Source organism: Nocardia sp. KT25-26 (assembly GCF_056627695.1).
In genome coordinates, this window is the sequence record NZ_CM152813.1 from 4,700,080 (window position 1) to 4,714,740 (window position 14,661).

General features: G+C 69.7%; 14 protein-coding genes. 6 read left to right on the forward strand and 8 right to left on the reverse strand.

The features are described 5' to 3' along the window. Positions 1-8: 8 nt before the first annotated feature. The 7 genes from AC1HFH_RS21265 to uraD form a co-directional block, all read right to left on the reverse strand. Positions 9-1,274, reverse strand: a complete 1,266-nt coding sequence (locus AC1HFH_RS21265; protein WP_480244545.1) for a DUF6986 family protein — start codon at positions 1,272-1,274, stop codon at positions 9-11. Next, the gene (locus tag AC1HFH_RS21270) at positions 1,271-4,717 is read right to left on the reverse strand and encodes a molybdopterin-dependent oxidoreductase (RefSeq protein ID WP_480244546.1); all 3,447 of its coding nucleotides are present in this window, start codon (positions 4,715-4,717) and stop codon (positions 1,271-1,273) included. The genes AC1HFH_RS21265 and AC1HFH_RS21270 overlap by 4 nt, the downstream gene beginning before the upstream one ends. After that, complete coding sequence (locus AC1HFH_RS21275) at positions 4,714-5,562, reverse strand: FAD binding domain-containing protein (protein WP_480244547.1); 849 nt, start codon at positions 5,560-5,562, stop codon at positions 4,714-4,716. Before AC1HFH_RS21275 ends, AC1HFH_RS21270 begins: the two co-directional genes overlap by 4 nt. Positions 5,563-5,740: 178 nt before the next feature. Next, positions 5,741-7,126, reverse strand: coding sequence for an 8-oxoguanine deaminase (locus tag AC1HFH_RS21280; RefSeq protein ID WP_480244548.1), 1,386 nt, complete (start codon positions 7,124-7,126; stop codon positions 5,741-5,743). 3 nt (positions 7,127-7,129) lie between these two features. Continuing rightward, positions 7,130-8,032 carry a factor-independent urate hydroxylase gene (gene pucL / locus AC1HFH_RS21285; protein ID WP_480244549.1) on the reverse strand — a complete coding sequence of 301 codons (903 nt, stop codon included), beginning with the start codon at positions 8,030-8,032 and terminating at the stop codon, positions 7,130-7,132. A gap of 7 nt (positions 8,033-8,039) precedes the next feature. Further along, the gene (gene uraH, locus AC1HFH_RS21290) at positions 8,040-8,360 is read right to left on the reverse strand and encodes a hydroxyisourate hydrolase (protein WP_480244550.1); all 321 of its coding nucleotides are present in this window, start codon (positions 8,358-8,360) and stop codon (positions 8,040-8,042) included. Next, a complete protein-coding gene (gene uraD, locus AC1HFH_RS21295) occupies positions 8,357-8,941 on the reverse strand; it encodes a 2-oxo-4-hydroxy-4-carboxy-5-ureidoimidazoline decarboxylase (protein ID WP_480244551.1) in 585 nt (194 codons plus the stop codon). The genes uraH and uraD overlap by 4 nt, the downstream gene beginning before the upstream one ends. Positions 8,942-9,073: 132 nt before the next feature. Between uraD and AC1HFH_RS21300 the strand changes: the two genes are divergently transcribed. The 6 genes from AC1HFH_RS21300 (at position 9,074) to AC1HFH_RS21325 (ending at position 14,189) form a co-directional block, all read left to right on the forward strand. After that, positions 9,074-9,679, forward strand: a complete 606-nt coding sequence (locus AC1HFH_RS21300; RefSeq protein ID WP_480244552.1) for a nucleotidyltransferase family protein — start codon at positions 9,074-9,076, stop codon at positions 9,677-9,679. A gap of 12 nt (positions 9,680-9,691) precedes the next feature. Then, positions 9,692-10,714 carry an XdhC family protein gene (locus AC1HFH_RS21305; protein ID WP_480244553.1) on the forward strand — a complete coding sequence of 341 codons (1,023 nt, stop codon included), beginning with the start codon at positions 9,692-9,694 and terminating at the stop codon, positions 10,712-10,714. Positions 10,715-10,788: 74 nt separating this feature from the next. Continuing rightward, the gene (locus AC1HFH_RS21310) at positions 10,789-11,094 is read left to right on the forward strand and encodes an ArsR/SmtB family transcription factor (RefSeq protein WP_480244554.1); all 306 of its coding nucleotides are present in this window, start codon (positions 10,789-10,791) and stop codon (positions 11,092-11,094) included. Next, the gene (locus AC1HFH_RS21315; protein ID WP_480247931.1) at positions 11,094-11,480 is read left to right on the forward strand and encodes a VOC family protein; all 387 of its coding nucleotides are present in this window, start codon (positions 11,094-11,096) and stop codon (positions 11,478-11,480) included. Before AC1HFH_RS21310 ends, AC1HFH_RS21315 begins: the two co-directional genes overlap by 1 nt. Positions 11,481-11,624: 144 nt before the next feature. Further along, positions 11,625-12,986, forward strand: coding sequence for a uracil-xanthine permease family protein (locus AC1HFH_RS21320; protein WP_480244555.1), 1,362 nt, complete (start codon positions 11,625-11,627; stop codon positions 12,984-12,986). Between the two features lie 345 nt (positions 12,987-13,331). Further along, positions 13,332-14,189: an SDR family oxidoreductase gene (locus AC1HFH_RS21325; protein WP_480244556.1), complete on the forward strand. Its 858-nt coding sequence runs from the start codon at positions 13,332-13,334 to the stop codon at positions 14,187-14,189. Positions 14,190-14,199: 10 nt separating this feature from the next. Here the strand turns inward: AC1HFH_RS21325 and AC1HFH_RS21330 are convergent, their stop codons facing one another. Then, a complete protein-coding gene (locus tag AC1HFH_RS21330; RefSeq protein ID WP_480244557.1) occupies positions 14,200-14,643 on the reverse strand; it encodes a winged helix-turn-helix transcriptional regulator in 444 nt (147 codons plus the stop codon). Positions 14,644-14,661: the final 18 nt, after the last annotated feature.

The window sequence follows — 14,661 nt, forward strand, 5'->3', positions numbered from 1 at the left end:
CGCGCCGTTCATCCTCGTCCTGGTTCGTTCGCCGCGGCAGTCTGCCGGGGCGTGGGCAGCCGCGCCGCCAGAGCGTCGACCACATCTTCGGTTACTTCGGGCGCCCACGCGGTGATCTCGTCCGGAGCGCACGCACCGCAGGCCAGGGCGCGCGACACCGTGCGGGCGAGCGCCTCGGCGGTGGCCGGTTCGTCCAGGACATCGCCGGTGCGGCGGTCCAGGTAGGCCTGCAGGCGCGGTACGGCAACTGCGGTGGCCGACCGGAAGAAGTCCAGGGTGGCCAGCCAGCGGGTGACGAGATGGCCGGGGTGCATATCCCAGCCCTGGTAGTAACCGCGGTGCAGTGATCCGGTGACCAGCCGGTGGTGGTTGCGCAGCGCGGCGGCCTGAGCGGCTGCGTCCCCGACCGGAACTATCTGGGTGGAGCCGTCGCACACCCACACCCCGGTCTGTGCCGCGGCCACCTGCATGACCGTCTTGGCGTGCTCGGCCACGGGATGGTCGAGTGCCTGGTCGCCGGCGGCGACACCGCAGGCGGCGGTGTAGTCGTAGGTGCCGAAATGCAGTCCCGCGCAGCGGCCGCCGGCCGAATCCAGCATCCGCGCGACCGGCGTCCCCCCGTCAGGTCCGATGATCGCCTGCGGGCTCTCGATCTGTAGTTCGAAGCGCAGCACGCCGGCCGGTGCCCCGTACCCGCGTTCGAGTGTTTCGCACAGTTCCACCAGCGGCGGAACCTGTTCGGCGGCCCGGATCTTCGGCACGGTGAACACGAACCCGGGCAGGATCGCACCGGCGGACTCCAGGACCAGTTCCAGGGTGCGCAGGGCACGATCCCGTTCACCGCCGGCCAGGCCCTTCATCCGGATTCCGTATCCGGTCGGACCGGCCGATTCGGACCAGGCCCGTAGGCAGGCTCCGGCGGCGGCCGCCGCACGATCCTCGACCGGGTCCGGGCGGATGCCGTAGCCGTCTTCGAAGTCGATCCGCAGATCCTGCACGGGGCGGCTCCCGAGCGCGGCCCGGACCCGGGCCAGGCTGCCGGTCCCATCCAGTTCGGTGAGCAGCTGCTCGTGCCGGTCGAGCAGTTCGAGCGCCTGGGCACCCCAGTCCGGCGGTGTCGTCACGGCCACCGCATCGGCCGGGACGTAGACCGTGTGGATCGGCTGCACCCCACCGGCATCGCCCGGATAACGAGCGGCGACCCGGTCGTCGACTGCATCGAGCACCGCATCGAGGTGGTGGCGCACCGAATCGGGAATCCGGCCGGGGCTCATCGTCGGTCTCCTTCGGGTTTCTGCCGGACGGCACGGATGTCGTGCCAGAGCCGGTCGGCGGTCATCGGTAACCGGTGGGGACGTACACCGACCGCGTCCCGGATAGCATTGGCCAACGCCGGGGCCACCGGGTTGTACGGCGATTCACTCATCGACTTGGCACCCAGCGGGCCCAGTTCGTCTGCGGTGTCGGCGAACAGCACATCGGTGTCCGGTACATCGGCCAGTTGCGGGATGTGGTAGTGCCGCAACGTTTTCGTCGTCACCACACCGTCGTCGACGAGCATCTGCTCGTACAGCGCCGTACCGATCGCCTGCGCGACACCGCCCTCCACCTGTCCCCGGCACTGTGCCGGGTTGAGCACCGTCCCGGCGTCGGCCGCCTGGACCGACCGCAGGATCCGCACGGCCCCGGTTTCCGGCTGCACGGCAACTCGGAAACCCTGCACGTTGAACGCCAGTGACCGGGGGCTGCCGTGATGCTCGCCGCGACCGCACAACGGACCCCCGGCCAGCAGTTCGGCGAACCCGACCAGCCGCCCGGCCTCGTGCTCGGCCGACTCGTCCGCGGCTGGTTCGTCCGCCACCGCGGGTTCCCCCGGCGCGGCCGGTTCGCCTACCAGCGCCGGTCGGCCCGGCACGGGGTCGTGCGACCTGTCCGGCCTGGGTTCCGACTGCGCTGCGCCCGGCGACAGCGTTGCCGACTCTGCACCGACCCGCGCACTGTCCGCCGCGATACTGATCTCATCCGCTCGCCGCACCACACCGGCGGGCCGCCCCTGACCGGGTACCGGGCTCGGCATCTTCCCCGGCGGCCGGTCCGAAACCGGACGCCGACGCTGCCCCGGCCGCTCGGCTCCGGCCGGCACTGTGTCGCAGACCAGGACGCCCTCATTCGTCAACCGGCAGGAATCGGGTGCGGCGCCGGTCAGTTCGGCTGCGCGGGTGATCATGCGATCGCGCAGTGCCAGGCAGGCCGCGTACGAGGCGCGGCCGGCGACGACGACACCGGTGGAGCCGAAGGCGCCGGTGTCGTGGTCGGTCAGGTCGGTATCGGCGGTGCGCAGCCGGATGCGGGAAAGTTCGGCGCCGAAGACGGTCGCCGCGATCTGGGCGTGCACGGTACCGGTCCCGTTACCGAACTCGACGGTGCCGACCCGGAGTTCGTAACTGCCGTCCGCTTCGACGGACACCTCGGCGGTCGCGTGATGACCGCGTGGCGGGACGGTGGCGATCATGGCCGCGGCCATACCGGTGCCCACCCGCCAGCCGCGCCCGGCTGGCATCGGGGCGTCGGCGCCGGTATCGCGCAGGGCCGCTTCGGTCAGGTCCAGGCACTGATCCAGGCCGTAGCTGGCGATACCCAGGTCGTCGGCTGCGGCCGCGGCCGGGTCGCAGGTCGCGCCGATCAGTTCGTCGCCGGGCACGATCACATTGCGCCGCCGGAGATCGAAGGCGTCGATACCGAGTTCGCGGGCCAGCTCGTCGAGCGCCGATTCCACCGCGAACACGACCTGCCCGAGCCCGTAGCCGCGGAACGCGCCGGACGGAACATTGTTCGTGTACACCGATCGCGCGTCGACCCGCTTGTTCGGGCAGCGGTACAGCTCGATCGATTCGCTCACGCCGTGGAACAGCACTCCGGCACTGTGGTTTCCGTAGGCGCCGGTATCGGCGAGCACGTCGACGGTCAGCGCGGTCAGCACCCCCGCAGCGTCTGCCGCCGCGGTGACGTCGACCTGCATCGGATGCCGGCAGGTCGCCGAGGTGAATTCGTCGGAGCGGGTGAACTCGTACTGCACTGGCCGCCCGGTGCGCAGCACGGCCAGGGCGACCAGGTCCTCCGACAGCATCTCCTGCTTACCCCCGAACCCGCCACCGACCCGGGCGGTGAACACCCGCACCCGGTCCCGGGGCAGCCCGAAGACGTGACAGAGCTCGTCGCGCACCAGGAACGGCACCTGGGAGCTGGTGCGCAGGACCAGGCGGCCGTCGTCGTCGAGCCAGCCGACGCTGCCGTGCGTCTCCAGATGCACATGCTGGACCCGCTGGGTGTGCCAGCGGCCGCGCACCACCCGGTGTGCCCCGGCCACCCCGGCGTCGATATCCCCGATGGCACCGTGCAGTTCGGCGGCGATATTGCGGGCCGGATCGGCGATCCGCACCGCAGCGGCCCGGCCGGTCTTGTCGCCGTGGACCGCGGGCGCACCAGAGGCGGTTGCGGCCAACGGATCGAACACCGCAGGCAGCACCTCGTAGTCCACCCGCAGTGCCCGGCGACCCGCCCGCGCCGCGCCGGGACTGTCGGCGACGACCGCCGCCACCCGCTGTCCTGCGAACCGCACCACACGGTCCAGCACCATGGTGTCGTCCGGATCGTCGGTCCGCTGCTCGTGGCGGGCGGTGGAGAACGCCGTCGCAGGGGCATCGAGATGGGTGAGAACCACGCGGACACCCGGGATGCGTGCTGCGGCAGCGGTGTCTATCGATCGGACCCGGGCATGCGGATGTGGGCTGGTGAGCACCGCGAGGTGCAGCAGACCGGGCGGTGGTTCAAGGTTGCGGCCCTCGATCGGCGGCGCCGCACGTCCGTCGAACCGTGTCGGTCTCGTGCGTGCCATGTGGCCCGGGATCGTGCTGCTGCCCGGCGTCGAGTCGCCCCTCGCCTGAAAGGACGGGTCCGGGTCGGCAGTACCTCGCCCGATGCCCGCGGGTTCCGGGCCTGCCACCGCCGGGCCGGTACCTGACGACGAGCCGATATCGTCGCAGCCCCACGGCCGGGTAGTCGGCTGGGTGCCCTCGGCTCGGCCTGCCGAGCCGACAGCAGCCCCGGCGCCCTGGTTCTCGCCACCCTGGACCGGGTCGGGCGCTGTCCGGTTGCCGGGAACATCCATGGTGAACGGTTCGGTGCCGGTGACGATCCGGGGGCCGGCGGGGGCGCCGGGCGAGCACCGCAGGGCCGGGCGGTCCGGTGGGCCGATATCGCTGCCGTCCGCTACGGCCTGGATCGCCTCGATGATCGGCCGGTAGCCGGTGCACCGGCACAGGTTGCCCTTGTACCGCTCGGCCAGCTCGGCGGGATCGGCGGCCACGGCCGCCAGCTCGCCCGATGCGGCCAGGTCGCAGGTGGTCACAACCATTCCGGCGGTGCAGAATCCACATTGGAAACCCGCGGCGCGGACGAATTGCTGCTGCACCGGATGCAGATCGTCCGGGGTGCCCAGCCCGGCAGCGGTGCGGACCGCGCGGCCCTCGACGCGATGCGCCGGATACAGACAGGAGTGCACTGCAGTGCCGTCGATGAGCACGGTGCAGGCACCACAGTCACCGGTATCGCAGCCCTTCTTCACGGCGAGCGCATCGTTTTCGCGAAGCAGCGTCCGCAGGCACTGTCCGGGCCGCGGGTCGGCGGCGACGGCGACACCGTCCACCTCGAACTTCACGGCCGCCTGCCTCGCTCACGTAGTTCGGCCACGGCGTCATCGGCGAGCAACCGGACCATCTGCCGGCGCCAGGCGGGTGTGCCGTGCGGATCGTCGAACCACAGGTCGTCGTCGAGCCGATCGATGGTTGCGAGCAGTTCGCCCGCTGCCGGGATCCCGGCGAATTTCAAGATCACGGGTCGGGTGGTGGCGGCACTGAGCGTCACCGTGCATCGTCCGTCCGGGGCGTGTCGGCCGATCACGACGGCACCCGAGCGTCCCTGAGGCGCCAATGCCGCCTTCCGGAAGGCGGTCCGCGACCGCAGGCTCGTCGCGGGCAGCCGGATCGCGCGCAGCACCTCCCCCGGCTCCAGCACTGTGCGCCCCGGCCCGGTGACGAACCCGGTGAGTGGGACCGTCCGATCGGTTCCGTCCGGACGCCACACCACGGCGACACCGTCCAGGGCCGTCAGGGCGGCCAGGACGGCCCCCGCCGGCAGGGCGAGGCACACGTTTCCACCTACGGTGGCGAGTCGGCGGATCTTATAGGAGGCCAGCAGCGCCCGGACCGCCTGGCCGAACACCGGTAACGCGGGCCACGAAACGTCCCCTACCAGCAGGTTCCCGGCGGGATCGAACTCGGCCAGCTCGGCAAGGGTGCAAGTGGCCGCCACCGTCAAGCCGTCGGGGGTCGCCTCCAGGGACGGCCAGCCGAGGGCGGTGATGTCGATCAGCTCCGACAGGTGCTCCTGCGGCTCGGAGTACAACCAGGTGCCGCCGGCCAATACCGCGGTCCGCGGGCCCAGCCCGGCCAGATCCCCGCGGTCGGTCGCAACGACCACGCTCCGGATGGTGTCCAGGTCCATCGTCGCCTCACCTCGCCGCCACCGCCGGCGGCGCGGTCCGCGCGCGGTCCGGCGACCCATGTTCTCCAGCCGGCGGGCGGCACGGCCCTGCGGCCCCGGTATCCATGACTCCACCCTAGGAGCCGGTGGTTGCGCGGAGATTGCGCACGCGCCGCGAAGATTGCGGCTCGGTTACCGCTTAGCCTGCCTTGGCGATCAGATCGGTCTGGGCTTTCGCCACCTGGGCCCCCACCCGGTCCTCGGACACCGTGCACACTCGGCCGTCCCGCACCACCGGGCGGCCGTTCACGACCAGCGCCGCCAGCGGCGGCGCGGCGCCGAGCACCAGGGCGGTAACCGGGTCCGCAATTCCGGCATGTGCCGGGGTGTCGAGCCGCCACAGCGCCAGATCGGCCAGCTTGCCCGGTTCGAGGGAACCTATTTCACGGTCCCGGCCCAGTACTCGCGCGCCACCGATGGTGGCCAGTTCCAGTGCGGTTCGCACCGAGACCGCCCGCGGCCCACCTCGTAACCGGGCGTACAGCAGGGCGTTGCGGGGTTCCTCGATCATCGAACACGATTCGTTGCTGGCGGCACCGTCCACGCCGAGACCCACCGCCACCCCCGCGGTCAGCAGGTCGGCGGTGCGGGCGATTCCGGCACCGAGCCGTCCGTTCGACGTCGGGCAGTGCGCCACCCCGGTTCCGGTACCGGCCAGGGTGGCGACGGCCGAGTCGTCGAGGTGAACGGCGTGCGCGTACCAGACATCGGGCCCCACCCAGCCGAGCTTCTCCAGGTACTGCGCCGGGGTGCAGCCGTGTGTTTCCAGGCAGTACTCCTGCTCGTCCAGGGTTTCGGCGAGGTGGGTGTGCAGCCGAACCCCTTCGGCCCGAGCCAGTGCCGCCGACTCCAGCAGCAGTTCCGGTGTCACCGAGAACGGGGAGCACGGTGCCACACCGACTCGGAGCATCGAATCGAAGGACGGATCGTGCCAGCGGGCCACCGCCTCGGCGCTCGCGGCGAGCACTTCGTCCAGGGTTTCCACCACGCTGTCCGGGGGTAGTCCACCGGCACTCGCGCCCAGGTCCATCGAGCCGCGACACGGATGGAACCGCAGGCCGACCTCCCGGGCGGCGGCGATCTCGGCGCCGAACAGGTCACCCCCGTCACGGGGGAACAGGTAGTGGTGATCGGAGGTGGTGGTACAGCCGGTCCGGGCCAGGGTGGCCAGCGCACCGGTCGCCGCGACCCGCACCATATCGGCGTCGATCCCTGCCCAGACCGGATACAGGGTGGTCAGCCACTCGAACAAGGTGGCGTCGGCGGCGAGGCCCCGGCTGATCCACTGGTACAGGTGGTGGTGGGTGTTGATCAGGCCGGGCGTCAGCAGGCAGCCGCGTCCGTCGATTCGGGCGGCGCCCGGGACGTCGGGCGCGGGGCCGGGGCCGACCGACCGGATCCGGTTGTCTCGCACCACCACATGACCGTCGCGGTACTCGGTACCGGCCGGGTCGACGGTCGCCACCGCGCACCCTTCGACGATGAGCACCGATTCCCGGGCGAGTGTTTCCTCGCGGATGGTCACCGTTCACACCTGCCAGGCGGAGCCGGCGGCCGGGGCGTCGGCTCGTGCGACGGTGGCGTGGATCGACCCGTACGGCCGGTCCGCAGCATGGAAGACCTCGTCGGGGTTGTCGATGCCGAACGGCGCGAGGTCGTAGCGGAAGTGGTGCTTGTTCGGTGCGCTGAGCCGGATCTCCGCCACCAGCGGACAGGCGGTGAGCACCGCCTCGCCCATGTCGAAAAGCGTCTGCTGCAATGCCTTGGAGTGCCTGGTGGCGAAGGTCGTGATCAGCTGTGCCCTGATCTCGGCATACACGTCGTCCCAGGCCAGCTCGGTGGTGGTGAACCGCCACTGCGCCGACAGCGCGGTGGCCAGCATCCGATCGGCGGCCGGTGCGAGAACGGTGAACTCGTCGGTCAGGAATCCGGTGAACTCCGAGCCGGTCGATTTCAGCAACACCAGGTCCCGCATGCCACCCACCACCCAGGCCTGCCGGCCCGCACCGGCCCCGGCGACGGTGACCGCGGCAGTCCGGATTTCCTGACCTCTGCGCACCCAGGTGTGATCGTGTTCGGAGCCATCGATTCGTACCCGCTCCCAAGCATATTCGTCCACCTCGACCCGGGCCCGATGTACGGGTGCGACATCGTCGACGAAGTGCGAGGCCAGCGCCAGTGCGTATTCTTCGATCGAATCCAAGCCCGGCTCTTCGGCATACGCGTAGGCCGTCTGCTTCTGGGTGTCAGTGGGGAGCACGTTGCGCTGGTCCCCTTCGGTGTAGGCGGCGGCGAAATCACCGCGCAGCACCGTGGATACGTTGACGTCACGGATCTCGTGCCGCGCGGTGTCGCGGCGGATCCGCACGATCCGGTTCTCGGATTTGCCGTATCGGTCATCCGTCAGCACGATCGGCCCGGTCAGTTCCATCGGCGGCTCAGCTCCCTCGATAGGTGGAGTAGGCGAACGGCGACAGCAGCAGCGGCACATGACAGTGCCCGTCGGCGGCCAGCCGGAAGGTGACCACGACCTCCGGGTGGAAGTGCTCCTGCCCGAGTGCGGTGAAGTAGTCGCCGGTACCGAATCGCAGCCGGTAGGTGCCCGCCGGCAGCTGGGCGCCGAGATCGACGATCCGGCCGTCGTGGTCCGTCACCGCCTCGGCCAGGGGCACGTCACCGGCGTCGAACAGCGTGACCGCGATACCGGCGGCGGGTGTGCCGCGCACCGAATCCAGGACGTGGGTGCTCAGGGTGCTCATCGATCCCCTCCTTCGACACCCAGCAGACGGTGCAACCGGATGCGGTTGATCTTCGCCAGCTCGGATCGCACGACAGCGCGTTCGGTACCCGGTTCGTTGCCCAGCCGCGTGGTGAGCAGGTCCAGCAGTTCGGTTGCGGACCTGCCGGTAGCGCACACCAGATAGACGTGCCCGAAACGCTCTTCGTAGACCCGGTTGCCTTCGGCGATCGCCGCCCGGACCGAATGATCGGCCTCCGCCATCCCGGCCTGTTCCCGCGCGGAGTGCGCATTTCCGGGCCGGTCCCCGATGCGCGGATGCCCGGACAGCGCCCGATCGAGTTCGCATTCGTCCAGCGCGGTCACCGCGGCATCGGCGGTGGCCAGCAGGTCGGCGAGGGTGGCGTACGGCCGCCGGTCGGCGACCCGTCTCGCCCACTCCGGGGCCGAACAACACGTCAGCAATGCTTCGGTCGCCTCCGTTTCGGTCAGTGCGTTGAACCTCTCCAGTTCGCTCCCGGCCGGCGCGGCACCGGACTCGGCTTCGGCGGCTGCGGCCGGGTCGATGGTTTCCGCGCTGCGCTCACTCGTGTCATCTGTCATCGATTCCAGCATTGTTGATCCGCTACGGCGCCGCCAGCCCGAAACACACTGGTTACAGACTCGGACTACCGTCGCGGACATGGGCAGCATCCGATCGGCATCCGGGCGCGGCCGTCGTCGACCGCTGCGCAGGTGCCGGATACCCGGGCGGTCGGCGTGACCTCCCGGCCGGTGGTGGTCGGGGTCGTGCTGGCTGCCGGCGCGGGCAGCCGGTACGGGCGACCCAAGGCACTGGCCGCAGGCGGCAGCTGGTTGCGGGCCGCGGTTCGGGCACTCGCCGAGGGTGGGTGTGCGCCGGTGTTCGTGGTGGTCGGGCCCACCGGGCTCCGGCTGCCGATTCCGGCACCGGCGATACCGGTGTGGGCACCCGACTGGGCCTATGGTCTCAGTGCTTCGCTCCGGGCGGGTCTGCGCGCCGCCGCTGCGACCGGTGGCCTGCCGGGCGACCGGTACCTCGCGATCATGCCGGTGGACACTCCGGATGTCGGGCCCGAGGTCGTCGCGCGGGTCGTCCGGGCCGCGACGGCCACACCGAGCGGGCTCGCCCGCGCAGAATACGCCGGGCGGCCCGGGCATCCGGTAGTCCTCGCCGAATCGCACTGGCGGGCCGTGCACGATGCCGCCACGGGTGACACCGGAGCGCGGGACTATCTGGTCAACCGGGCCGACGTAGTGCCGGTACCGTGTGGCGATCTGGCGACCGGTGCGGATATCGACTTCCCGGTCCGGCCGGGGTGATCGGAGCAACCCATGCGCGAGATCGTCGAGCCGATGCTGCAGCTGTGGCGAACCGGCCGCACCGGCGGCCTGGCAACCGTCGTCCGGGCGACCGGTTCCACCCCGCTACCGGTCGGTTCGGCGATGCTCGTCGACCCCGGCGGGCAGGTGCACGGCTCCGTCTCGGCCGGATGCGCGGAGGCCGCGGTGTTCGACGCCGCCGCTGCCGCCGCCGAGACCGGTGCGACCGGGCTGCACCGATTCGACCCCGCTACGGAACCCGGATTGGCGTGCGGCGGCACCGTCGAGGTGTTCGTCGAACCGTTCTCGCGGCTGCACTTTCCCGAGTTCCCGGTGGTCGCCGCGGCGATCGCCGCGGGACGGCAGGTGACCGTGTTCACCGTGATCCACGCACCGGACGGCCGGGTCACCGGCCGACACCTGATCGCCGGCACACCGCACCGGACCGAACTGGTGACCCACCGGGGCACGACGGTTTTCGTCGCCGCGTACGGTCCGGCACCGCATCTGGTGGTGTTCGGCGCCAACGCCTTCGCCGCGGCATTGTCGGCGCAGGCACAGCTGCTCGGCTACCGGGTGACCGTATGCGATGCCCGGCCCGCTTTCGCCACCCCCGGTTGCTATCCGGGCGCCGAGCTCGTCGTCCGCTGGCCGCACCACTATCTGAGCGAGCTGGCCCGCTCCGGTGCCGTCGATGCCACCACCGCCCTGGTGGTGCTGGCCCACGACCCGAAGTTCGAGATACCGGTGCTCACCGAGGCATTGCGGCTGCCCGAGGTCGGCTATCTGGCCGCGCTCGGTTCGCGGGCCGCCCATGCCCGGCGATTGGCCGATCTGCGTGCCGCGGGCTTCGAGGATGCGGCACTCGCGCGGCTCCGGGCACCGGCGGGCCTGGATCTGGGCGCCCGGAGCCCGGCCGAGACGGCGCTGGCCATCACCGCCGAGATGCTGGCCGTCCGGACGAGTTCCACGGGCCGGGCGCTGTCCTGCGGCTCCGGACCGATACACGGTACGCAGCCCCGGCCGGGCCGATGACCGTCAGGATGCCCGAGCGCCGGATGCTTCCTTCCACCCAGCTCGATTGACATGCAAGTACACGCTTGCCTATCGTGGCGGGTGTGGACGCGTACCCCGACCTGTTCAAGGCGCTCAGCGATGCGACGCGCCGCATCATCCTGGACGAACTGACCGATTCCGACGGGCAGACTCTGTTCGAGATCTGCGGCAGATTGACCATGAAACACGGCCTGACCTCGTCACGGCAGGCGATATCGCAGCACTTGGCCGTTCTGGAACAAGCCGGTCTGGTGTACACCCGGCGCCAGGGCCGGTACAAGTTCCACCACATCGACACCGCCCCGCTGCGTTCGATCGTCGAGCGGTGGCCCATCGACCGAGAGGAACCGAACCGATGATCAAGATCAACCTGACCAGTGTGCTGGTCGACGACCAGTCGAAGGCCCTCGCCTTCTACACCGAGAAGCTCGGCTTCATCAAGAAGACCGACGAGCCCGCCGGGGAGGCGCGCTGGCTCACTGTCGTCTCCCCCGCCGACCCGGACGGTGTCGAACTGCTGCTGGAACCGGACGCCCACCCCGCCGCCGGCACGTTCAAGAAGGCCTTGGCCGACGACGGAATCCCGTACACGCAGTTCGCCGTCGACGACGTATATGCCGAGGTCGACCGGTTGAAGGCACTCGGAGTCGAGTTCACCCAGGACGCCGTGGACATGGGCCCGGTGGTCACCGCCGTATTCGACGACACCTGCGGCAACCTGATCCAGCTCGCCGCTATGAAGTAGCCCGAAATCGTTTCACTCGGCAATATCGCTGAAACGCCCGGGACACGGCCTGCACAAAACCGTCCCCGAGACTGCTGAACCAGACCGGCGCCGGACCACGGCGCCGCGTCCACAGCATTTCGGATCTGCACGGACGGAGCTCGCATGCCCGCACCACATCCCGTCGACACCCGGCTGCCCTGGGCGCGTCTGTTCACCTTCGGGCTGCAGCACGTGCTGATCATGTACACCGGGTGCATCACCGTCCCGCTGGTGTTCGGCGCCGCCGTCGGCCTGGACCGGACCACGATCGGCATGCTGATCAGCGCCGACCTGCTGGTGGCCGGAGTCATCACCGTCGTCCAGAGCCTGGGGCTGGGCAAAGTGGCCGGGGCCCGGCTGCCCATCGTGTGTGGCGCCACCTTCGTGGCGCTCAGCCCGATGATCCTGATCGCCGGAGAGTACGGTGTCCCGGCGGCCTACGGCTCGATCCTGGCGGGCGGTGTCGTCGGCATCGCACTGGCCTGGCCGTTTGCAAGGGTGGTCCGATTCTTCGGGCCGATCGTGACCGGCACCGTGCTCACGGTCGTCGGGATCTCGCTGATCGGGGTCGGCGGCGGATTGGTGATCGGCAGCAACCCCGAGGCGGCCGACCACGCCGCTCCGGCCCATATCGCGCTCGCGGCGACGGTGCTTGCCGTCGCGCTCGGGTTCATCTGTTTCGGCCGTGGCGTCTGGTCGCAGCTCGGCGTACTGATCGCGCTGGTTCTCGGCGTCGTCATCGCGGCCCCGATGGGACTGGTCGACCTGTCCGGCATCGGGGACGCTGCGTGGCTGGGTATTCCGAAACCGTTCCACTTCGGGGCACCCGAGTTCCCACTCGCCGCGGTGGTCGCGATGACCATTGCGATTGCGGTGGTATTCGCCGAATCCATTGCCAGCATGCTGGCTATCGGGGAGATCACGAACAAGAAACTCGCGAAGGCCGACCTGGCCCGCGGGCTGGCCGCCGACGGATTGTCCGCGGTCCTGGCAGGCATCTTCAACTCGTTCGTGGACACCGTCTTCAACCAGAATGTCGGCGCTGTCGCGGCCACCCGGGTGTACAGCCGGTACGTGACAGCCGTCAGCGGCGCGATCCTGATCGTGCTGGGAACCATCCCGCGATTCGGGGCCGTGGTGGCGGCCGTGCCCGGCCCGGTCGTCGGGGGCGTCGGCATCATTCTGTTCGCGATGGTGGCAGTGGTCGGGCTGAACACGTTGCGCAAGGTGGATCTGACCGACCGGATCAACCTCACCGTCGTCGCCGTCTCGATCGGCGTCGGCCTGCTGCCGGAGCTCACCGAGGGCATGTTCGGCAAGTTCCCGACACAGGCGCAGATTCTGCTCACCAGCGGGGTCACCCTCGCCGCGATCACCGCCTTCCTCCTGAACCTGGTTTTCAATCATTCACCGCTGGGCGCCTGGGCCCGCCGATCCGGCAGCCCCGAATCGGCGCAGGTGGCCGAGGCCGCACCGGCTGGGTGACGTGCTCCGGGCATATCGGGGACTACGCTGGTCGGAGGCCTATCCAGCGACGATTGGAGTGCCATGTCCGACAAGAACCGGCGTGAGCAGGAGATCGAAGAAGAGGAACGCCGCCGCCAAGAAGAGCGTGACCGCCTGGAGAAGGAAGAACAGGAACGCCTGAAGTAGCAGCGCACCGGCCCGTTGCCGCGCTGACCGGTTGTGGTGGGAAGACAACGGGCCGGTCGATGTTCGTCGGCCGATGACGGTGAGTCGGATCGAGCGAACTTCTACCGTCGACATATCCCGGAAGCGGCGGCGAGCCCTTCCCGGAGATCCAGGTGTCGATGCCGACAGGGAGTGGCGATGACTGCGAGCGAAATCCGGCCACTGGCCGGCCGAACCATGATCATGTCCGGCGGCAGCCGGGGAATCGGGCTGGCGATCGCGCTTCGTGCCGCCGTCGACGGCGCGAATATCACGCTGATTGCCAAGACCGACACGCCCCATCCGTCACTGCCCGGCACCATTCACACGGCCGCCGACGAGCTGGAGCAAGCCGGCGGCACGGTGTTGAAATACGTCGGCGACGTGCGCAAAGACGACCAGGTCGAACAGGCCGTGCAGCAGACCGTCGAGCGCTTCGGCGGTATCGATATCGTCGTCAACAATGCCTCGGCCATCGACCTGTCACCCACCGACGACCTGCCGATGAAGAAATACGACCTCATGCAGGACATCAACTGCCGGGGCAGTTTCCTGCTCTCGAAACTGTGCCTGCCCGCACTGCGCGAATCCGCGGCCACCGGACGCAATCCGCATATCCTCACCCTCTCCCCGCCGCTGAACCTGAATCCGCAGTGGGCCGGGCAGTTCCTCGGCTACACCATCGCCAAGTACGGCATGTCGCTGACGACCCTCGGCCTGGCCGAGGAGCTGCGGAAGGACGGGGTCGGCGTCAACTCGCTGTGGCCGCGCACCACCATCGCCAGCGCCGCGGTCCGGAACCTGCTCGGCGGGGAGGAAATGGTCGCGCACTCCCGCACGCCCGACATCTGTGCCGACGCCGCCTACGCGATCCTCACCTCCCCCGCCGCCGAGACCACCGGCAACTTCTTCATCGATGACGACGTGCTCGCCGCGCACGGCGTCACCGACTTCGACCGGTACCGGGTCACCCCGGGATCCGAGCCCTTGCAGCCGGATCTCTTCCTGGACGGCTGAGCCGAGCCCCTCACTCGGCGCGGTTGTCGTAGGCGGCCCGGTTGGCGAGCACCTCGGCCATATTGGCCTCGGCCCAGCGTTTGATGCCGCGCATCGTCTCGTTCAAGGAGAGCCCGAGGTCGGTGAGTTCGTAGGTGACGGTCACCGGAACCGTCGGGGTGACGGTCCGGGTGAGCAGACCGTCGCGTTCCAGCGAACGCAAGGTCTGGGTGAGCATCTTCTGGCTGACGCCGGCCAGCCGGCGGGACAGCTCGGAGTAGCGCAGCGCGACCGGGCCGGACACCGCATCGACTCCGGCGCAGTCCGGGTCGCTGTTACCGAGCGCGGTCAGGATCAGTGCGACCCACTTGTCGGATATCCGGTCGAGCAGCTGACGGCTGGGACAGTTCGCCAGGAAGGCGTCGTAATCGGCCTTGGCCAGGGCGCGTTGCTGAGCTGCGGTCATCGTGGGCACAGTCGCTCCTTCCTACCG